This is a genomic window from Luteibacter sp. Sphag1AF (assembly GCF_014192715.1).
Lineage (GTDB): Bacteria > Pseudomonadota > Gammaproteobacteria > Xanthomonadales > Rhodanobacteraceae > Luteibacter.
Genome location: NZ_JACHYH010000007.1, coordinates 73,829 through 92,941, shown reverse-complemented (window position 1 = coordinate 92,941; position 19,113 = coordinate 73,829). Strand labels below are relative to the sequence as shown.

Below are 19,113 nucleotides of genomic sequence, written 5' to 3'. Positions count from 1 at the left end.
ACCGAATGACTTACCTGGCCGAACTCGCCTGTTGGGGCAGCCTGTTGCTGCTCGCCCACGTGTTCGTCGGCTATCCGCTGATGACCTGGGCGCTTGCGCGCATGTCGCCGCGCCCTGTGGCCCGCGCGCCGATCACGCCAACGGTCAGCATCGTGGTGGCGGTGTTCAACGGCGGGCGCCGCATCCGCGCACGCCTGGCCAACCTGCGCGCGCTGGACTATCCCGCCGACCGCATCCAGATCATCATCGTCTGTGACGGCTGCACTGACGCCACCGCCGCACTGGCCCGTACCAGCGGCGACACGCGCGTGATGGTCATCGAGAATCCCGTGCGTCGCGGCAAGGCCGCATGCATCAACGACGGCGTGGATGCTGCAACCGGCGAGGTGCTGCTGTTCACCGACCTGCGCCAGAAACTGTCGCCACGCTCGCTGCGCGAGCTGGTTGCCAACCTTGCTGACCGCACGGTGGGCGCCGTGGGCGGCGAGTTGCAGATGGAAGATGTCCGTACCGGCTTTGCACAGGGTGTGGATGCCTACTGGCGCTACGAAAAACGCATCCGCCTTTCCGAAAGCCAGTCCGGCTCCACCATCGGCGTCAGCGGCGCGCTGTATGCCATGCGCCGCGAACTCTTCCTTCCGCTGCCCGACGGCACCGTGCTGGACGACGTGCTGGTGCCCATGCGTGTCGCCGCCGTCGGCAAGCGCGTGGTGTTCGAGCCCCGTGCCATCGCCTGGGATACGCCCTCCCAGCATCCTGAGGCCGAACGCAAACGCAAGATCCGCACCCTGGCCGGGAACTACCAGCTGCTGCAACTGGCGCCCTGGCTGCTATCGCCGGCAAGCAATCCTTTGTGGTTCCGTTTCATCAGCCACAAGCTCCTGCGCCTGATTGCTCCCTGGCTGATGGTTCTTTTTGCGATTTCCACGGCCGCGCTTGCCACGCGGCACTTGCTCTACGCAGCCATGTTTGCCGGCCTGCTGGCCTTTGCCGCCCTGGTCGTCGCCGGGCACCTGCTTCCACGCGTTGCGCGCTGGCTGCCCGTCCGGCTGGCCACGGCGTTCTATTACCTGAATCTTTTTTCGGCGCAGGCCCTCTTGGCCTTCGCCCGCCATCAAGGACTGCATTTATGGTGAAGATGACGATAGCTGAAGGCCGGGCCTCGGGCATTCGCGGACGCCTTGGGGAGCTGTGCTACTCCAGCGGCCTGCTGCATTCGTTGCAGCGCGCGCGCTCATGGTGGCGCAAGGATCTGCGGATTCTCGCCTATCACCGGATCATGGATTATCCCGATCCGGATACCTATGACTTCGATCTTGAACTCATCAGCACGTCGCCGGAGCGCTTCCACGACCAGATGAGCCTGCTGCGCAGGCGCTTCCGGCCCATGCGCCTCACCGATGTGGCCGAGGCACTGGATGCCGGTGAGGCGCTGCCCCCGGATGCTGTCGCCGTGACCTTCGACGATGGTTACGACGATAACTATCGCGTGGCTTTTCCCATACTGCGCGACCTGGGCATACCTGCCACGTTCTTCGTTTCCACCGGCCACATCGACACCGGCAAGCCGTTCCTCTATGACTGGCTGGTACACATGCTGCTGCGCACGGGTGCGCCGTCGCTCGTGCTGCCGGAGCTGAACATCGACATGCCGATGCCTGCACGACGTGACGAAAAGCGCGCACTGGCGGGCCTCGTGCTGCTGCGCATGAAAGACATCAGCGCCCTGGAACAGTCGGCCATGATTGACCGTCTGGAACGCGACTGGCGGATGCCGTCGCTGTGCGCGCCTGCACAGTGCCGGCCCATGACCTGGGATCAGCTGCGCGAGATGCACGCAGCGGGCTACGAAATCGGCTCTCACGGCGTGTATCACCGCATGCTGGCCAAGCTGCCCGAAGACGAAATGATCCGCGAAATCCGCGCATCGAAGGCAACGCTGGACCGGGAGCTGCCCGAGCGGGCGGCATTGATGTCCTATCCGGTGGGCGGTGACCGGTCGTTCAACCAGTCGGTGATCGAGGCGACACGCGAAGCCGGCTTCCGCGCCGCCTGTTCGTACATCTGTGGCACCAATGCTGATCCGTCCACCAATCGTTACGCCCTGTACCGGTTGCCGGTGGAGCGTGACATGGGGCCGGGCTGGTTTGCCGCCATGCTGACTCTGCCAAAACTCATGAGCTACCCGACCATTCACCACGAAACGGGTAGCGATCCGGTGGCTGCATGTTCCCCCTGATTCTCTGCTATCTGGTTCTCACGATCATTCGCCCGCAGGATTATCTGCCGGGCCTGGTCGGTGTCCCCGTTTTACCCGTGGTTCTGGTGCTGGCCTTCGTGGCGTGGCTGGCGTCGGGCAAGAAGAGCTGGAACGCCCCGCAGCTCATCCTCCTGCCGATATTCCTGGTCGTCCTGATGATTTCCCAGCTGGTCAATGGCTGGGCGGGCGGCGCGGTGGATGAGCTGGTGAAGTTCGGGCCCACGGTCATCTCGTTCTGGATATTCGCTGCCGGCTGCACCTCCCGACGCAATGTCGTGCTTGCCATGGCGACCTTCACGCTGTGCGCCATGGTGCTGGCGGTGCATGGCGTGCAACAGGCCACCACGGGCGTCGGCTGGACCGGCATGCCGCTGGGCGAGGAAGGCCGGATCCAGTATGTCGGCATCTTCAACGACCCCAACGATCTGGGTCTGCTGTTCGCCGCCACGTTGCCCATGGCCGTCTTTCTGAGCAAGCGCGGTGGCTTCCTGGGCCGCGTGTTCTGGCTGGCCGGCGCATTGCTGCTGCTTTACGCCGTCTACCTCACCAACTCACGCGGCGCCCTGCTTGCCGTGCTGGTGGTGGCCGGCGTGTATGTGTGGCACAAGCGCGGACTGCTCACGGCCGGCGTGCTCGGCGCGGTGGGCCTCGCTGCCATGAAACTGGTATCTGCCCGCATGCAGGAACTGGACGCGGACGAAGAATCCGCGCTGGGCCGTGTGGATGCCTGGTATTCCGGCCTGCACATGTTCACCTCCCATCCCATCTTCGGCGTGGGTGCCGGCAACTTCACCGAATACAACGACCTCACGGCGCACAACTCCTTCGTTCTTGTGCTCGCAGAAACCGGTTTCGTCGGCTTTGTGCTGTGGCTGGCCTTCGTTGGCTACAGCTTCTGGATGATGCTGACCGTGCTCCGGTACAAGCCCGACTTCAGTGACGACCCGGCCAGGGCTGCGGAATGGGCGAAGGAGCGCACCATCGCGCTCACCCTGCTGCTGGTGCTGTGCGGCCTGTTCGCCGCCGCATTCTTCTTGAGTCGCAGCTACATGATCGTTCTATACCTGCTGGCCGCGATGGCCGTGGGTTACTACATCGGGGCACGCCAGCGCTTCCCCGACCTGCCGGCCTTTGAGCTCTCGCGCAGCGGCTGGCGCTGGGTGCCGGCCGCCATGGGGGGCGTTGCTGCCCTCTTCGTGCTGGTGGCCGTCCTGCTGAGGACCGGGTGATGAACACGCTCTACGAACACGCCTTTCGCCACGTGCTGTTTCCGGCGTACGAAAAAGGGCTGCGCCGCCGGCACACACTGGACTACATGAAGCGTTACGAAGCCGACCAGTGGCTGGACCCGGAACGTCTGGCCGCCCTGCAATGGGAACGGCTTCGCCGCCTTCTGGAACACTGCGCGCAAGAGGTGCCCTACTACCGCCGCCGCTGGCGCGAGCTGGGCATCCAGGTCGGCGACCTTCGCAACCTGGCCGACTTCAGCGCCCTGCCGGTTCTGGACAAGGCAGAAATCCGCGCCCACTTCGACGAATTCAAAGCCGACTCGCTGAAAAACCAGTTGCTCTACAAAGCCACCGGCGGATCTACCGGCGAACCACTGCGCTTCGGCTACACGCGGGAAAGCAACGACCGGCGCATCGCCGTGATGTGGCGCGGCTACGGCTGGGCGGGCGCGCGCATGGGCAGGCGCACGCTGTTCCTGTGGGGTGGTTCGGTGGGCGAGCCCACGCGTGCCCACCGGATGAAAGACCGCATCTACAACGCCGCCTTTGGTCGCCGCATGCTCAACACTTTCCGCATGAGCGAGTCGACCATGAGCGACTTCGCCGACCAGATCGACCGCTACCGCCCGGCCGTCCTGGTGGGCTACGTCGGCGCGTTGTACCGGCTGGCCGAATGGCTGATTGCCACTGGCCGGCGCGTGTACGCGCCCGAAAGCATCATCGCTGCCGCCGAGACGCTGCATGATTTCCAGCGCGATGCAATGGAAGAAGCGTTTGGCGCCCCGGTGTTCAATACTTACGGCTGTCGCGAATTCATGCTGATCGCGGCCGAATGTGAACACCACAGCGGTCTTCACATCAATGCCGACCACCTGCTGGTGGAACTGGCCGGCACCCATGGCCCCGTGCCCCCCGGCCAGACCGGCACGGTGGTCGTCACCGACCTGTCCAACTACGGCATGCCCCTGCTTCGCTATGGAAATGGCGACATGGCCACCTCCTGCACGCAGGGATGCCCGTGCGGACGCGGTCTGCCGCTCCTCGCCCGGGTGGACGGGCGCATTCTGGACGTGATCCGCACGGCTGACGGCCGTGTGCTGCCGGGTGAATTTTTTCCCCACATGCTCAAGGACGTACCCGGGGTCACCCGCTTCCAGCTGGTGCAAAAGCGCCTCGACAGACTCGATCTGGCCATCGTCAGAAACGCAGCATTTAACGATGCCTCATTGGCCTATATCCAACGGGAAATCGACAAGGTCCTTGGCCAAAGCGTAGAACTTCATTACCACTTTCCAGACGATATTCCCCTGACGCGAAGTGGAAAACTCCGCGTCACCATCTCAGAGCTTTGACCATGAATATCACCCATGTCGTTGAAAGCCTGGATCGCGGCGGACTGGAACGCATGGTTCTTGAGTTGGTGAAGCTTCAGCATATCCAGGGTCACCGCTGCCAGGTGGTGTGCCTTTACGAAACCGGTTCACTGGCGCACGAACTGGACGCCCTCGGCATCCCCGTCATGGCCTGCAAGAAGCGCAATGGTGTGGACTTTCGTGCCCTGGCCCGCGTCCGTGAGCAGGTTCGCCGGCACGACACCGAGGTGATGCATACCCATAACGCGGTAGCGCATTACCAGTCGGTACTTGCCACCTGGGGCATGTCCCTTCGTGTCATCAACACCCGGCACGGCATGGGCGGCAATCAGCGCGCACGCCGCCGCGAATGGTTCTACCGCCGCGCGCTGAGCCGCACGCATACCGTGGTGGCCGTCTGTGAAGCGGCACGCACTGATGCCATTCGCCGGGGCATCGTGCCGCGCGCCAAAGCGATGGTCGTGCCCAACGGCATCGACGTGGGGGCGTTTCACGTCACCAATGCGCAGATGCGCCTGCGCCTGAAGCGCATCCTCAGGCTGTCCGAACGCAGCGAGATCATCGGCACCGTCGGCCGGCTGAACTGGGCAAAAGATCAGGTCAACCTGATCCGTGCCTTTCGCCACGTGCACGACCGTCGTCCCGACACCGCGCTGGTGCTCATTGGCGACGGCGAATTGCGCGACGAGCTGGAAATCTGTGCCGCGTCCGAAGGCGTCAGCAACAGCGTGTACTTCCTGGGAGATCGCAGCGACGTGCGTGACCTGCTCCAGGGGCTGGACCTGTTCGTGCTTCCCTCCATCAGCGAAGGCTATTCCATGGCACTCCTGGAAGCGTGCGCGACAGGGCTACCCATCGTCGCAACGGCCGTGGGCGGCAATGCGGAGATCGTGCACGATGGCTTCAGCGGACACCTGGTGCCCGCACGCGATGCCTGCGCACTGGCCGAGGCCATGCTGGAGCTGCTGCGCGACCAGACCGAAGCCCGCCGTTATGGACAGGCTGCGCGCGCGTGGGTCGAGCACCACGGATCACTTCGCGCCATGGCCTCGCGCTACGGCGCGCTGTACGACGGACAGGCCACGCGGAGTCCGGCATGAAGATCCTCATCCTCACCAACCTCTTCCCCACCCCCTACGATCCGCTGCGGGGCGCGTTCAACCGTCAGCAATTTACCCGGCTGGCAGAGCGTCACGAAGTGGAAATCATCACGGCCGTCGACTTTCGCCAGCGCATGCGCGGAACGAAGGGAGATCTTCAGTTTCCCCACATGAAGACCGGTCACTTTGTGTTCGTGTACCCGCCGCGCTTCGGCCGCGCGTGGCACGCGCTGTGCTGGTACTTCTCACTGATGTGGCAGCATGGAAGACGGCTGGCCCACGAACATTACGATGTGCTGCTGGTGAGCTGGGCCTATCCGGACGGCGCCGCGGCAGGCTGGGTCGGCAGGCGCCTGGGCATCCCGTATGTCATCAAGGTGCACGGCAGCGACCTCAACGTGCAGGCCAACCACGTGATGCGGCGATTGCAGATTCGCAATGCGCTCAAAGGCGCTGGTGCGGCCATTGCCGTCAGTCGTGCACTGGGCGGCAAATTGCGCACGCTGGGTTGTTCGCCGGATCGCGTGCACGTGATCTACAACGGCATCGACAGCGACGTGTTCTCGCCCGACCCGGACGGCCAGGCACGTGACCGCCTGGGCCTGGTCGATGGCCCGATCATTCTTTACGTGGGCAACCTCAAGACCAGCAAGGGCTGCGTCGACCTGGTCGAGGCCATGCCGGAGGTGATTGCCGCCCATCCCACTGTCCGCTTCGTGGTGATCGGCTCCGGCGCAGATCGTCAGGCCATGATCCAGCGTGCCAACGAACTGGGATGCGCGGAACACCTGGACCTGCGCGGCGCATGGCCCCACGCGCAACTTCCCGACTGGTTCCGCGCAGCAACCCTGCTGTGCCTGCCCAGCCACAACGAAGGAGTGCCCAACGTGGTGCTGGAAGCCATGGCATGCGGCACCCCGGTGGTAGCCACGCGCGTGGGTGGCATACCCGAGGTAGTTCCTGATTATGCGGGCGCGCTGGTACCCCCTCACGACGCGCGCGCGCTTGCCCACGCATTGACCGACACGCTTTACCGCACGTTTGACCACGAAGCCATCGCGGCACACGCCGCGGGCTTTCGCTGGAACGACAACGTGGATGCACTGGAACAGGTGCTCCATGACGTCGCGCTCGCCCACTCCCTCCCCGTTGGCGCCTCCGCATGAGCTGGAAACCCAGCAAGAACGATCTGCTCGGCCTGCTTCCCGACCGTCTGGTACTGACCCGCGGCGGTGCTGCGGGTCAGGCCCGCTACCTCAGTTTTGACGACGGCCCGGATCCAGTCCACACCGAACCACTGCTGGACCTCCTGGCCCGGCATGACGCGAAAGCAAGCTTCTTCCTCGTAGGCAAAAAGATCGAAAAGCATCCCGACATCGTGCGCCGCATCGTTGCCGACGGCCACATGATCGGAAACCACTCCTACAGCCACTGGTCGTTCACGCACATGAACCTTCAGAAGCAGCTCGATGAAGTCCATCGCACCGATGCCTTGCTGTCGAAGTTCGACAGGCGCGATCACCATGCGATGCGGCCACCCCATGGCTACGTCGGTGCGGGCCTGATGCTGCATTTCGCAATAAAGCGGCGCAGCTTCATCTACTGGTCCTACGACAGCCTCGACTACCAGGTGGATATGGCCCGCGAACACTTCATCAGGCGTCTGCGTGAGCAACCACCCGGCCCGGGCGACATCGTGCTGATGCACGACGACAATGCACGCGCGCTGGACGCCCTGGAAATACTGCTGCCCGAATGGCGTCGCAGCGGGTTTCATTTCCGCGCCCTGCCGGCGGGTGACTGATGAACATCATCTACCACCACCGCACCCGCGGCCGGCACGTGGAAGGCGTGCACATCCGCGGCATCGTGCATGCGCTGCGCGAGATGGGCCACGAGGTCACGGTGGTGTCGTTCCCCGGCGCCGATCCAGAGCACGAAGCGGCGCCGGCCGCAGGGCATGCGCGTCGCAGTGGCCTGGCACGGCTGATATCGGGCATGCCCGGCGTGCTGTTTGAACTGCTGGAACTGCTTTACAACCCCGTTACCTGGTTCCGCGTGGGTGGCATGCTGCGCAATCCGCGGCCAGACCTGATCTACGAGCGCTACTCGCTGTTCCTGTTTGCCACCGTCTGGCTGGCCCGCATGCGCGGCATACCCATCGTGCTGGAAATCAACGACTCAGCGCTGGTCCAGCGCGTGCGCCCGCTGCGCCTGAAGAAACTTGCGCGGTACATCGAGGGCTGGTGCATGCGCCAGGCCACCGGGCTGGTCTTCATTTCCACGTGGTTCCGCGATCAGGCCATTGACGCCTACGGCCAGATAGCGCCATCGGTCATCTCCCCCAACGCCGTGGACCTCAGCCGTTTCGATCCTGCACGGTTCGACGCCCGGCGCCTGCGCGCCGAACGTGGCCTGAGCTATCGCATCGTATGCGGACACATCGGCGTGTTCGCTCACTGGCATGGCGTAGATGCCTTCGTGGAAGCCATTGCGGCACGGCTGGCCGAAGTACCCGAACTGGCACTCGTGTTCGTGGGTGACGGCGTTACCCTGCCGGCCGTACGCGCGCTGGTGGCCGAACGCGGCCTGGCTGACCGGGTGATCCTGCCCGGCCGCGTGGGCCACGACGAAATCGCCAGCTGGATCGCGTGCATGGATTACGCCGTGCTGCCCAATTCCAACCACTACGGCTCTCCCATGAAGTTGTTCGAGTTCATGGGCATGGGTGTTCCCGTGGTCGCGCCCGACTATGCCCCGGTCGCCGAAGTCATCCGCGATGCGCAGACCGGCTGGCTGTTTCCTCACGGGGAAACCGCCGCGTGCGTGGAACGGGTACTGGCACTGGCGCTGTGCGTGGAGGAACGCAGGCGGATCGGAACCGCTGCCCGCGACTACATCCGCCGCGAGCGGCAATGGCGCAACAACGCCGAGCAACTGCTCAGCCTGCTGCCGTCGGCATCCGCGTCATGACTGCCCTGATCGTGGTCATCTTTTTGCTGATCGCGTTCGCGGTGCTTCTCACGCTGGCCCTACGCGCGCGCAACATGCAGATCTGGCTCTGGGGCTATCTCACGCGCCGCCGCCCTGAACTTAAGGACGGGCCGGTCCATGTGATGTTCTGCTTCGTCGACCATTTCGAGCCCGGCTGGGGCAAGGTGAACCTGGATACCCAGCGGGCGCGCGTGGACCGCTGGTGCCGCGAGTACCGGCAGATGGCCGAGCGCCACCGGGATGCCGATGGCGTGCCGCCGCAGCACAGCTTCTTCTATCCGGAAGAGGAATATGCCGAGGAACATCTGAACAAGCTGGCCAGCCTGTGTGCAGACGGATACGGCGAAATCGAAATCCACCTGCACCACGACAACGACACGCCGGACAACTTCATCGCCACCATCGACCGCTTCAACAAGCTGCTGCACGAGCGCCATGGCGCGTTGCCCGCCGACCCGGTCACCGGCCAGTTGCGCTTCGGTTTCATCCACGGAAACTGGAGCCTGGACAACTCGCGCGCGGACGGTCGCTGGTGCGGCATCAACAACGAACTGATCCTGCTGCGCGAACTGGGCTGCTACGCGGACTTCACCCTCCCTTCGGCACCCAGTGACACGCAGACCTCCACGTCCAACGCGATCTACTACGCGACCGACGACCCGCACGGCTGCAAGTCCCACGACAAGGGTGTGCCCGTACGCGTGGGCGGCCGTGCCAGCGGCGACCTGATGATCGTGCAGGGCCCGCTTGGCCTCAACTGGCGCGAACGGCGCTGGGGCATCATCCCGCGCATCGAGAATTCCGATGTGCGCAAAGCCTGCCCACCCACACCGTCACGCGTCGATGCGTGGGTTCAAGCCGGTATCCACGTGGAGGGCCGGCCCGAGTGGATCTTCATCAAGGTGCACACGCACGGCACCCAGGAGCGCGACATGGACACGCTGCTCGGCGAACCTGCCGACGCCATGTACACCCATCTGGAAACCCGATACAACGACGGCCAGAACTACGTGCTGCATTACGTTACAGCGCGGGAAACCTACAACATCATCAAGGCCGCAGAAGCGGGAAAGAACGGCGACCCGAACCGGTGGCGCGACTTCTCGCTTCCCCCGCCGCCCAATCGCGCGCCATGAGCACGCCCCGCAGTGTGTTGATCTGCCACGCAGGTGACCGCTTCGACCGCGAAGGCCTGGCCGCGTGGCTCGACTCGTTCACCACACTGGCCGGCATCGTGGTGCTTGAAGAAACCCGCGCGCAGGTCATCGCCAGGTTGCGACGTGAGATCAAGCGCGTTGGCTGGCTGCGCATCACCGACGTGCTGGCCATGCGTGTGTATCAGCAACTGGTGCTGGCACGCGCCAACCGGCGCTGGCTCGAAAGCGCGTTGCAAACCATGGAAAGCGAGTATGGCGGCGCGCCCCATGTCCCCGTGCTGGTCGCGTCCGATGTCAACGACGAGCGCGTGCTTGAATTTCTGCAAGCCCAGCGACCGGACATGGTCATCGCACGATGCAAGCAGCTGCTGAAACGCAAGGCGCTGTCGCTCGCACCGCTGGGCACCTTCGTGATGCACCCGGGCATCTGCCCCGAATACCGCAACGCGCACGGCTGCTTCTGGGCGCTTGCCGAACGTGATCTCAACCGGGTAGGCATGACGCTTCTGAAGATCGACGCTGGTGTGGACACCGGGCCGGTCTTTGGACGCTACTCTTATCCGTTCGATGAGAAACGCGAATCGCACGTGGTGATCCAGTACCGTGTCGTGTCCGAAAACCTCGAAAGCCTGCGCGACAAGCTTCTGGAAATTGCCCACGGTTACGCGGTCCCTGAAACCAGCGAGGGCCGCAGCAGCGCCGTCTGGGGACAGCCCTGGCTCACGCGCTATCTGCGATGGCGCATGGCAGCGCGGCGGGTTGCGTCATGAAACGCACGACGCTGATGTATCACGACGTGGTAACCGACAGCGCACACTGCGATGACAGTGGCTTTACGGGGGCTGCGGCAGCTCATTACAAACTGGATACGGCACTGTTCGAGCGCCACCTGAAGGCATTGCTTGCCACGGGCCTGAGATTTCCGGCAGTCCAAAGCAGCACCGATACCGATGTGATTCTCACCTTCGACGACGGCGGCAGCAGCGCCAGGCACATTGGTGCCTTGCTCGACGAGCACGGTATGACGGGTCATTTCTTTATCACCACCGCACGCATTGGCCAGCCCGGCTTCGTGACGCCCGCCGACCTGCGGGCATTGCGCGAGGCCGGTCACGTCATTGGCAGTCACTCGCACACGCATCCTCACGACATATCGCGATTGCCGCGCGCACAGCTTGAAAGTGAATGGACACAAAGCCTCAGCATCCTGTCTGGCTTGCTCGGCCAGGCGATCGACTGTGCCTCTGTTCCTGGTGGATTCACCTCGGAAAGCGTTAAAAATGCCGTTTCTTCATGTGGCATCAAATATCTGTTCACATCCGAACCCGTCACGACAATAGGCAAATCCGCCGGATGCGATGTCCTTGGACGCTACGCCATGTTTCGTGCGAGTAGCGAACGCGATGCGCACCATCTCGCTTTAAACAAGGGTTTTTTGCGCGAAAGCCAGTGGCTTTCCTGGAATGCAAAGCGGCCGTTAAAACGTTGGGCCCGTCCCGCTTATGCGCTGATTCGGCAGTGGAAACTGGGCGCTGATTGACGCCTACAACCAACGGGATATTGTCGCCACCTTCACACACCCCCGACTATGCGACGACAGGGCAATGCTTTCGGCGACGGTCCATTGTCGCCGTCCCAATCACGCTGGGGTGCACATGGCAATCGGCACGCTCGTGAAATACAACGCCCGCAAGGGATGGGCCATCCTCCGTCCGGACGACGGCGAACCCGAACTGCTCGTCGACATGGTGGACATCTACGCCCTTGCCGCCGAAGCGGGATGGGACCCGGTACGCGCACGCACCCGCGTGCACTTCGAGTTGAAGATCGTCGACCGTGGACGACGTGCGTACCACCTGCACTGTTGCGAGCCCGCGTAAGTCTCCTCAGTGAGCCGCTATGACGCTCCCTGCCACGGGGCCAGTCCACGCATCAGCCAGCGCCCGGGCGCGCCCAGGCGTTCGGCAATGGCACCGATCAGGCGATAGTCGTCGTCGTTCCAGTAACGCATCACCACGCTCGCGGGCAGGAAGATCACGGTGAAGAGCACCGAGCCCACAAGAAACGCGTAGCGCCCCGGAATCACGTCGGTCACCCACCAGCCAAGGCCCGTGGCCACCAGCGCGATCACGGTGAGCTTCAGCATGGGTCCAAGCGGCAGCCCCCATGCGGTGGCGCGACGCAGGTAGTAGATCGACAAGGCCAGTTCGCACAGTCGCGTGCCTGCATACGTCAGCACCGCACCGGTCAGGCCAAAGGCGGGGATCAGCGCAATGCCCAGCACCGCATTGGCCGCCAGCGAGATCACCGCCATGCGCACACGGTCGCCCTGCCGGTCCACCACGGTCTGGAACGCCGTGATGCCGTTGACGATCAGCAACAGGCCGGCAAGCACCAGCGTGGCTTCAATGGCGGGAATCGCGTCTGTATAGCGGTTGCCGTACATCAGGTGCACCAGATCCGGCGTGGCGATGACGCCGATGCCGGCGATGGCCAGACCCGTGGCCCAGTAGAAGCGCGTGGCTTCCGCGAGCAGGCGCGTCGCGTGCTCGTGACCGCGTTCGCCATAAGAGCGCGCCATGTAGGGCAGCAACGTGGACGTGAGGCCCACGGAGAACATCTGCACGGCCCCGCGGGTCAGCGTGGCGGCGATGGCAAAGAAGCCCACGGCCGTCGAGGTGCTGAACGCGTTGAGCAGGAACACCTCGATAGTGCTCGCCTTGAATGAACCCAGCAGCACGATCAGCGCGGTCAACCGCAGATGCCGGCGCAGACGTTCGCTGATGTCGTCAGGCACCGGGCCGGCGGAGAACGGCTTGCAGTAGTGGCGATACGCCATGCGGTTGATGACGTTCAACATAAGGCAGGCCACAGCGAAGAGAGCCACAAATCCCAGTAGCCCGACGTGCGCGAAGGCGGCTGCCACGATCAGCCCGACACCAATCACTCCCGCCACCACCGTGGCGATGGCCTCGGTTTCAAAATGCTCCTGGCCCTTGGCAATCGCCACCAGCATGGCGTAGTTGGCCTTCGCCGCCACAGCGATGACCACCAGCAACGTCGCAGGGAACAGGAAATCGTGCCATTCGGACGGCTGCCAGAACATCACCACGATGAGGAAGAGCGAAATCACCACCAGCGAGCTGAGGTGCTGCGCCCGGGAGAGCCGGTGCGAAATGTGCGAGGCGATATCCGGTCGCCCTGCCCCTTCCGCTTCTGCGATGAATTTCATCGACGAAGTAGTCAGCGCGTGGTTGCTGCACACCAGCAGCCAGCCGCACAGCCAGACGGTGAACGCATAACGGCCGAAATCGGCCGGACCCAGCGCGCGCGCGATCCACACGCTCATCAGGAGGCCCAGCGCGTACTCGATATACGTGGCCACCGATACGATGGTCACACTGCGCAACGCAGCCAGACGGCGATTCATGGCGACACTCCCGTCGTGACGGCAACCGCCCGGGTACCCGATGCACCGCTGCCTGACGGCTGGCGAATCATCCACTGGGCCACACCGGCTCCCCGATTGTTCCAGTTGAAACGGCGCGCCGTATCCGAGATCGCGGCGCAGGAGGGCGCATAAGAGGAAGCCAGTGCGGTGAAGCGGCGTTTCTGTGCGGCAGCGGCAGCCGGATCGGTTTCAAAGTACCAGGCAGCAGCGACGGCCAGCCCCAGCTCCACGGTGTGTGCGTCGCTGTACCAGCCTTCGGAATCCTGAATCGTGTCGAGGTTGTGCGAGTCCGCATGGGCGGATGACCAGTACCAGGCAATCTGCCCATCCGGGCCAGAGCACGGGTTGCGCCAGTCGTGCGGATTCACCAGATGATCGTGCGCGATCCAGCCATAGCGTTCGAGGTAGCGTCCGAAGCCGGAAATCATGCCGGGGATGCGCGGATCGGCGGTGACCAGCCAGGCATGCCACAGGCCGTCGATGATGTTCTCACTCATCCATGGCGAGGCACCGCGCACGTCGGTAGCTGCGTCGTACGTGTCGTTCTCGTGCATGGCCCAGCTGTTGCGCCATGAGCCATCGTTGCCCAGCCCATCGGGGTTGGCGCGCTGATGATCGGCCAGCCAGTCGAGACGTTTCTTCACGTAGGCCAGGTAGTCCGGATCGCCGGTCAGCTCATAGCCGGACACGGTCTCGATAAGCCCGAGGCCTGCAAGCCGTTCGGTGAAATAGTCCGAGGGTGCCTTGTAAGCACCGGCGCGGGGGTTCCAGCCGCCGTTGTCCCACAGGGTCATCATGTGATCGACGGTTTCGGTGTCGTGCATGCTGTCGTCGCCGGTCAGCCCCACGGCGAGAAGAATCGGTTCGATGTACACGTATTTCACGTCGCAGGGCTTCTTGTCGTATGTCCATCCGCCCGCACACATCGGACTCATGGCAAAGCCGTCTCTTCGGATGCCGCTCATGTAATAGCGGTAGCTCGCTTCGGCCGCCTCAAGATAATCCTCACGACCCGTGCGTACATAAGCCTTGAACAGTGTGCTGGGGCGATCAAACAGCCACGCTGTAGGATCGGCGGTCGGCAGCTTTTTCGCCCACGCAAACTGCGCCGACACATAGCCCGCATAGGGTTCATCACGGGTAGCCGGTATCTGCGGGCCGGCCATCTGCGATGCGCACAGCCAGGCGGCGGTCAACACGCCCAACGCCGCTGGCCGCGCCTGGGCACCGCTGCCTTCCAGCCCATCGGCATAGTTCCAGCCGGCATCGTCACGCGTGCGTGGCTGGCCCACGATGAAGTAATAGGTACTGTCCGCGCCGGTACCCTGCGCGACAAACTGCGCCCGCACGGCGCGAACGCCGCCGCCGCGCACGTACCACTTCAGCATCGTCGTCACGTGCGCGGGTACTTCCGTGCCCTGCTCGTCCACGATGCGCACCAGGTGTGGATCGGCAAGCGAGGCCGGAGCAAACGGAATGCCGACCGAAACGCGCACCGGTCCACGTCCCGTGCCCAGCCGGTGCACCACGATGCGCTGCGCGGCTGGCAACGGCGTGGCCGCATGCACGACACCGAAGCACGCAAGCGCACCGAGAAAGACGATCAGCAGGCGCCGCATCATGCGACGAATGCAACGCGATGGTCCAGCGAAAGCAGGCGGTATTCCCACTTCAGGGCAGTACCAACAATCGCATCCAGATCATCGAAACGGGGCGTCCAGCCGAGCCGCTGTTTCAGCTGGTCGCTGCATGCGATCAGCATGGGCAGATCGCCCGGGCGGCGTGGCAGTTCGCGCACGTCCAGCGCGTGACCGGACAGCCGGGCCACGGCATCGATCACCTGACGCACACTGTATCCGTGTCCGTAACCGCAATTGAGCACGAGGGAATCGCCACCGTCGCGCAGATGGTCAAGCGCGTTCAGATGTGCGGTGGCCAGGTCTTCCACGTGGATGAAATCACGGATCCCGGTGCCGTCCGGCGTGTCGTAGTCGGTGCCGAAAATCGAGACGTTCGCACGCTTTCCCACCGCATGCTCGCAAGCGACCTTCACAAGCAGTGTGGCCTGCGGCGTGGAATGACCAATACGCCCTTCCGGATCGCAGCCGGCCACATTGAAATAACGGAGGATCACGTGACGCATTGCCCCAGTGGCCGAGTGATCCTTCAGCATGGTCTCGGACATCAGCTTGGACGTGCCATAGGGATTGAACGGGCGCGTCGGCGTGTCCTCGTCCGCGATGCCGTTGTCGGTGAGGCCGTAGACAGCCGCCGTAGATGAAAAAATGAACTTGTCGACATGCGCATCGGCGCAGGCCATCAACAGGTTTCGCGTGTTGCACGTGTTGTTGCCGTAGTAGCGCAAGGGATCCGCGACCGAGTCCGGCACGACCGTGTGCGCCGCGAAATGCAGCACGGCATCCACGCCGTGATCCAGCATCACCCGGTTCATCAGCGTCATGTCGCCCACGTTGCCCACGATCAGCTCCGCGCCGCGCACAGCGTCGCGGAAGCCGGTGGACAGGTTGTCGACCACCACCACACGGTCACCACGCGCAACCAGCCGCTGGACCACGTGGCTACCGATGTACCCGGCACCGCCGGTCACAAGTACTGCGTTCATGAGGTACTACCCGCTCGTTGAACAGGAAAATTGAGACTCAGCCATTGACCAATGCGCTCGATCAGCCGCTGACGGTCGGGCGTGAGGACATAGGTGTGATCGCTCTCGCGCACGAAAAAGGTGGTGACCTCCGGGCTGCGCATCACCGCGCCGAAGCACTCGCGGAACTGGCGCGGGTGGTTGAAAAAATTGCTGATGCCGCCGCTGTAGATGAGGCACAGCCGCATCCCGCGCTCCACCATGCCGGTGAAATCCGCCCTGACCACGGCTCGTGGCGACGCTGCCACCGCGAACACGGGCTGGGCCTGCGCACCCGGCACGCCCTTTGCGGCGCGGCGACGCGTCAGCCGGCGCAGCAGGCTCGCAGGCTTCATCAGCCGGGGCAGATAGTGGCGAACCTTGAACCCCAGCGTCCGGTACGCATAGCCGTCCATGAACACGGCACCCGCAACACGCGGATCCGTGCACGCCACCACGTGAGCGTTCTGGGCTCCCGAGCAAAGGCCTACCAGGACGAAGCGCGAACATCCGGCCTCGTGAGCCAGCAGATTCATCGCATCGTCCACATCGGCGCAGATCTGTTGGTGCCTGGTCTGCGATTCGCCGCTGGAGCCGCTGTCGCCAATGGTGGAAAGATCAAAACGCAAGGTCGGATAACCCAGCGTATTGAGCGCACGGGTCAGCTCGACGTGCAGGCGGAACGGCCCGACGTGATGAACCAGCCCGGCATTAAGAAGCACCACGCCCGTGGTCTCGCGCACGCCCGTGGGAGGCAGACCGGCAACCCCCACCAGATGCGAGGCGCGGCCAAAGCGGAAGGCTTCCTCATGCATGGGCGACCTCCTTCAGATGACCGGTCACCGCCCGAATCACCGGCTGGGAAAGAATCGCCACTTCCATCCGCTCCAGTTCGTCCCAAGGCGTGGCGGACTGAAGCCGCACGACCTGCGCCTCGTCGCCCACCGTGTGGCGCCATGAGCGCGCCACACGGTCAGGCTGGGTATCCACGACCAGCAGCGGCACGGCGGGCGGTTCCACATACAGTTCAAGAAGCTGGCGGCGAAGGCGGTCGCTGATCGCAAACCCCTGCCATTGGCCCGCAATATCGGCTGCCGTGCGTGACGCCATGAAGCGGCTGCTGTCTGTACGCAGGGCTTCCTGCAAGGCATCCAGTCGCGCTACGTGACTGCCGCCTTCGAGCACAGGGTCCCAGGCCACGATGCCGGCAAAACGCGCCTCCGTTGCCGCGGTGATAGCAATACTTGCTCCCAGCCGCGCTCCGAACGCGACCACGCGGTCGACGCCCGAATGCCTGCGAAGCTCGTTGGCCGCCTCCATGGCGTCGTCGACACAACGGTTCCAGTCCAGTCCGGCACTGTCGCCAGCCGAATCGCCACTGCCGTAGTAGTCGAAGCGCAGCGCTGGCACACCTTCGGCCGCCAGCGCCTGAGCAAGCTGGCGGTACAGACGGTGGCAGCGGATCTGGTCCTGCCCCAGCGGCGGGCAAAGCAGCACCGCATGCGGCGCGTCGGGCGCTCCGGGGTGAAACAGCCCGAAGAGTTCCCTGTTGGCGCCGAAGAAGCGCGGCATTTCCTTCAATGCTCCTGTGCTCATCGGTGGTACACCACGCCGACGAATATCTCCGTATCGCGGTAACTCTGGTCCACCGCGCTGCTGTTGCGACGCTCGCGGCTGAGCGAGGCGTGCCAGCTCCAGTGCTGATTCACCTGCCGGTTCAGATCAAGCCCCACGCGAAGCGTGTTGTCGCGCCGGTCCAGCGTCTGGTAGTCCAGCCGTTCGCCAATCGCAAACGCCGAGAGCGTGAGTGTCGGTCGAATGCGGTAGCCCACCCCGACACTGATGTCCTTGCTGACCTGATCGAACGTCGGGTCGTTGAGGTAGTGAAGCTTGGAATAGCCCGGCTGCACGGAGACATTGAGCCGATCAGAGCGCCACGTGTAGCTGAGGTCGATGCGCCGCTCCAGATAGACCTCAGAGTTGATGACTGCATCGCCTGTACCGATGCCGGTATTGCTGCCACCCAGGCCACTGGTATCCATGGGCGTGGTTATCAGCGTTGCACGTGGATCGAGCAACATGTCCTGCGCTGCATCGGCGTACTGGTATGCACCGGTCACGTTGAAAGTACTGCGCGTGGTCGGACGCCAGCTCAGCGACAGCCTTGCCAGCGGGCTGGTGTCGTGGCCGCCCTGATCGAAGCGCAACTGCGTTCCGCCCAGCAACACGTCGGTGTCGAAGCGGGCCAGGTTGCTGGTATAGCGGACATAGGCCTCGTCGCGGTCATAGTCCGAGCCGGCAGCGGTGGTGTCGCGGAAGTCGACGCGCTGCGCTTCGACATTGAAGGACAGCTGGTCCGTGGGGCTCAGGTCACGGAACAGGCGCAGTGCTGCCACGCCGCGAGAGGAGTTGAATTCATCCACCTTCGAGGCGTAACTGTTGACGTAGCGTAATTCGGCCTGACCGCGCAAAGCGTCACCCAGAAGGAAATGAAACGTCGGACCCAGGGCCACCACGTTGGTCTGTTGCTGGTTGCCTGGTGCGTTACTGGCCAGCGAATCCACCGGTTGCACACCGGCATAGTCTTCGATGGCGAAATCAAGCCGTTGCGGTAGGACGGTCCAGTTGGCCTTGCCGGCAAGCTCCGTCTGCGTCTGGTTGTCGAATTTTCCGCCCAGGTAGTCGTTGTACTGAAGCACACCCACCACGTTGGCCTGAATCGTCGAACCTGCCTCGTTGTATGTGAAATTCACACCCGGCGTGAACACGTTCTCCGAAATCGGATTGGTCGTGCTCAGCGCGATATTGTTGTTGTGCTCGATACCCGCAAACAGGCTGTAATCGAACGTTCCCGCCCATACCGCGCCCGGAAGCGCGGCAAGCGCCAGGGCGATGGAACGAGCCATCC

General features: G+C 63.6%; 18 protein-coding genes. 12 read left to right on the top strand and 6 right to left on the bottom strand.

Going from position 1 to position 19,113, the window contains the following annotated elements; translation table 11 throughout:
* Nucleotides 1-5 precede the first annotated feature (5 nt).
* From FHW69_RS15835 to FHW69_RS15780, 12 genes are all read left to right on the top strand, one after another.
* Nucleotides 6-1,136, top strand: a complete 1,131-nt coding sequence (locus FHW69_RS15835; protein WP_183424069.1) for a glycosyltransferase family 2 protein — start codon at nucleotides 6-8, stop codon at nucleotides 1,134-1,136.
* On the top strand, nucleotides 1,130-2,239 hold the full coding sequence (locus FHW69_RS15830) for a polysaccharide deacetylase family protein (RefSeq protein ID WP_183424068.1): 1,110 nt from the start codon (nucleotides 1,130-1,132) through the stop codon (nucleotides 2,237-2,239). Before FHW69_RS15835 ends, FHW69_RS15830 begins: the two co-directional genes overlap by 7 nt.
* Nucleotides 2,227-3,489 (top strand): O-antigen ligase family protein, encoded by a 1,263-nt coding sequence (locus FHW69_RS15825; RefSeq protein WP_183424067.1) that lies wholly within the window; start codon nucleotides 2,227-2,229, stop codon nucleotides 3,487-3,489. Before FHW69_RS15830 ends, FHW69_RS15825 begins: the two co-directional genes overlap by 13 nt.
* Nucleotides 3,489-4,841 carry a phenylacetate--CoA ligase family protein gene (locus tag FHW69_RS15820; RefSeq protein WP_183424066.1) on the top strand — a complete coding sequence of 451 codons (1,353 nt, stop codon included), beginning with the start codon at nucleotides 3,489-3,491 and terminating at the stop codon, nucleotides 4,839-4,841. The genes FHW69_RS15825 and FHW69_RS15820 overlap by 1 nt, the downstream gene beginning before the upstream one ends.
* A gap of 2 nt (nucleotides 4,842-4,843) precedes the next feature.
* A complete protein-coding gene (locus FHW69_RS15815) occupies nucleotides 4,844-5,962 on the top strand; it encodes a glycosyltransferase (protein WP_183424065.1) in 1,119 nt (372 codons plus the stop codon).
* Complete coding sequence (locus FHW69_RS15810) at nucleotides 5,959-7,128, top strand: glycosyltransferase family 4 protein (RefSeq protein WP_183424064.1); 1,170 nt, start codon at nucleotides 5,959-5,961, stop codon at nucleotides 7,126-7,128. The genes FHW69_RS15815 and FHW69_RS15810 overlap by 4 nt, the downstream gene beginning before the upstream one ends.
* On the top strand, nucleotides 7,125-7,766 hold the full coding sequence (locus FHW69_RS15805) for a polysaccharide deacetylase family protein (RefSeq protein WP_183424063.1): 642 nt from the start codon (nucleotides 7,125-7,127) through the stop codon (nucleotides 7,764-7,766). Before FHW69_RS15810 ends, FHW69_RS15805 begins: the two co-directional genes overlap by 4 nt.
* Nucleotides 7,766-8,935 carry a glycosyltransferase family 4 protein gene (locus FHW69_RS15800; RefSeq protein WP_183424062.1) on the top strand — a complete coding sequence of 390 codons (1,170 nt, stop codon included), beginning with the start codon at nucleotides 7,766-7,768 and terminating at the stop codon, nucleotides 8,933-8,935. Before FHW69_RS15805 ends, FHW69_RS15800 begins: the two co-directional genes overlap by 1 nt.
* Complete coding sequence (locus FHW69_RS15795) at nucleotides 8,932-10,092, top strand: hypothetical protein (RefSeq protein WP_183424061.1); 1,161 nt, start codon at nucleotides 8,932-8,934, stop codon at nucleotides 10,090-10,092. The genes FHW69_RS15800 and FHW69_RS15795 overlap by 4 nt, the downstream gene beginning before the upstream one ends.
* Complete coding sequence (locus FHW69_RS15790; protein WP_183424060.1) at nucleotides 10,089-10,883, top strand: formyltransferase family protein; 795 nt, start codon at nucleotides 10,089-10,091, stop codon at nucleotides 10,881-10,883. The genes FHW69_RS15795 and FHW69_RS15790 overlap by 4 nt, the downstream gene beginning before the upstream one ends.
* Nucleotides 10,880-11,653, top strand: coding sequence for a polysaccharide deacetylase family protein (locus FHW69_RS15785; protein ID WP_183424059.1), 774 nt, complete (start codon nucleotides 10,880-10,882; stop codon nucleotides 11,651-11,653). The genes FHW69_RS15790 and FHW69_RS15785 overlap by 4 nt, the downstream gene beginning before the upstream one ends.
* A 115-nt stretch (nucleotides 11,654-11,768) precedes the next feature.
* Nucleotides 11,769-11,993 carry a hypothetical protein gene (locus FHW69_RS15780; RefSeq protein ID WP_183424058.1) on the top strand — a complete coding sequence of 75 codons (225 nt, stop codon included), beginning with the start codon at nucleotides 11,769-11,771 and terminating at the stop codon, nucleotides 11,991-11,993.
* Between the two features lie 17 nt (nucleotides 11,994-12,010).
* Here the strand turns inward: FHW69_RS15780 and FHW69_RS15775 are convergent, their stop codons facing one another.
* From FHW69_RS15775 to FHW69_RS15750, 6 genes are read right to left on the bottom strand one after another with little or no spacing between them, the layout of a single operon-like run.
* Nucleotides 12,011-13,543, bottom strand: coding sequence for an oligosaccharide flippase family protein (locus FHW69_RS15775; protein WP_183424057.1), 1,533 nt, complete (start codon nucleotides 13,541-13,543; stop codon nucleotides 12,011-12,013).
* Nucleotides 13,540-15,186 carry a hypothetical protein gene (locus FHW69_RS15770; protein ID WP_183424056.1) on the bottom strand — a complete coding sequence of 549 codons (1,647 nt, stop codon included), beginning with the start codon at nucleotides 15,184-15,186 and terminating at the stop codon, nucleotides 13,540-13,542. The genes FHW69_RS15775 and FHW69_RS15770 overlap by 4 nt, the downstream gene beginning before the upstream one ends.
* Nucleotides 15,183-16,187 carry a UDP-glucose 4-epimerase GalE gene (gene galE / locus FHW69_RS15765; protein WP_183424055.1) on the bottom strand — a complete coding sequence of 335 codons (1,005 nt, stop codon included), beginning with the start codon at nucleotides 16,185-16,187 and terminating at the stop codon, nucleotides 15,183-15,185. The genes FHW69_RS15770 and galE overlap by 4 nt, the downstream gene beginning before the upstream one ends.
* Entirely contained in the window at nucleotides 16,184-17,020 is an 837-nt protein-coding gene (locus FHW69_RS15760) for an alpha/beta fold hydrolase (RefSeq protein ID WP_183424054.1), read from the bottom strand. The genes galE and FHW69_RS15760 overlap by 4 nt, the downstream gene beginning before the upstream one ends.
* Nucleotides 17,013-17,801 carry an alpha/beta hydrolase gene (locus FHW69_RS15755; protein WP_183424053.1) on the bottom strand — a complete coding sequence of 263 codons (789 nt, stop codon included), beginning with the start codon at nucleotides 17,799-17,801 and terminating at the stop codon, nucleotides 17,013-17,015. The genes FHW69_RS15760 and FHW69_RS15755 overlap by 8 nt, the downstream gene beginning before the upstream one ends.
* A complete protein-coding gene (locus FHW69_RS15750; RefSeq protein WP_183424052.1) occupies nucleotides 17,798-19,111 on the bottom strand; it encodes an outer membrane beta-barrel protein in 1,314 nt (437 codons plus the stop codon). Before FHW69_RS15750 ends, FHW69_RS15755 begins: the two co-directional genes overlap by 4 nt.
* Nucleotides 19,112-19,113: the final 2 nt, after the last annotated feature.

Coding starts and splice junctions, on each gene's coding strand:
- FHW69_RS15835 (WP_183424069.1), top strand. CDS start 6: ATGACTTACCTGGCCGAACTCGCCTGTTGGGGCAGCCTGTTGCTGCTC.
- FHW69_RS15830 (WP_183424068.1), top strand. CDS start 1,130: ATGGTGAAGATGACGATAGCTGAAGGCCGGGCCTCGGGCATTCGCGGA.
- FHW69_RS15825 (WP_183424067.1), top strand. CDS start 2,227: ATGTTCCCCCTGATTCTCTGCTATCTGGTTCTCACGATCATTCGCCCG.
- FHW69_RS15820 (WP_183424066.1), top strand. CDS start 3,489: ATGAACACGCTCTACGAACACGCCTTTCGCCACGTGCTGTTTCCGGCG.
- FHW69_RS15815 (WP_183424065.1), top strand. CDS start 4,844: ATGAATATCACCCATGTCGTTGAAAGCCTGGATCGCGGCGGACTGGAA.
- FHW69_RS15810 (WP_183424064.1), top strand. CDS start 5,959: ATGAAGATCCTCATCCTCACCAACCTCTTCCCCACCCCCTACGATCCG.
- FHW69_RS15805 (WP_183424063.1), top strand. CDS start 7,125: ATGAGCTGGAAACCCAGCAAGAACGATCTGCTCGGCCTGCTTCCCGAC.
- FHW69_RS15800 (WP_183424062.1), top strand. CDS start 7,766: ATGAACATCATCTACCACCACCGCACCCGCGGCCGGCACGTGGAAGGC.
- FHW69_RS15795 (WP_183424061.1), top strand. CDS start 8,932: ATGACTGCCCTGATCGTGGTCATCTTTTTGCTGATCGCGTTCGCGGTG.
- FHW69_RS15790 (WP_183424060.1), top strand. CDS start 10,089: ATGAGCACGCCCCGCAGTGTGTTGATCTGCCACGCAGGTGACCGCTTC.
- FHW69_RS15785 (WP_183424059.1), top strand. CDS start 10,880: ATGAAACGCACGACGCTGATGTATCACGACGTGGTAACCGACAGCGCA.
- FHW69_RS15780 (WP_183424058.1), top strand. CDS start 11,769: ATGGCAATCGGCACGCTCGTGAAATACAACGCCCGCAAGGGATGGGCC.
- FHW69_RS15775 (WP_183424057.1), bottom strand. CDS start 13,543: ATGAATCGCCGTCTGGCTGCGTTGCGCAGTGTGACCATCGTATCGGTG.
- FHW69_RS15770 (WP_183424056.1), bottom strand. CDS start 15,186: ATGATGCGGCGCCTGCTGATCGTCTTTCTCGGTGCGCTTGCGTGCTTC.
- galE (WP_183424055.1), bottom strand. CDS start 16,187: ATGAACGCAGTACTTGTGACCGGCGGTGCCGGGTACATCGGTAGCCAC.
- FHW69_RS15760 (WP_183424054.1), bottom strand. CDS start 17,020: ATGCATGAGGAAGCCTTCCGCTTTGGCCGCGCCTCGCATCTGGTGGGG.
- FHW69_RS15755 (WP_183424053.1), bottom strand. CDS start 17,801: ATGAGCACAGGAGCATTGAAGGAAATGCCGCGCTTCTTCGGCGCCAAC.
- FHW69_RS15750 (WP_183424052.1), bottom strand. CDS start 19,111: ATGGCTCGTTCCATCGCCCTGGCGCTTGCCGCGCTTCCGGGCGCGGTA.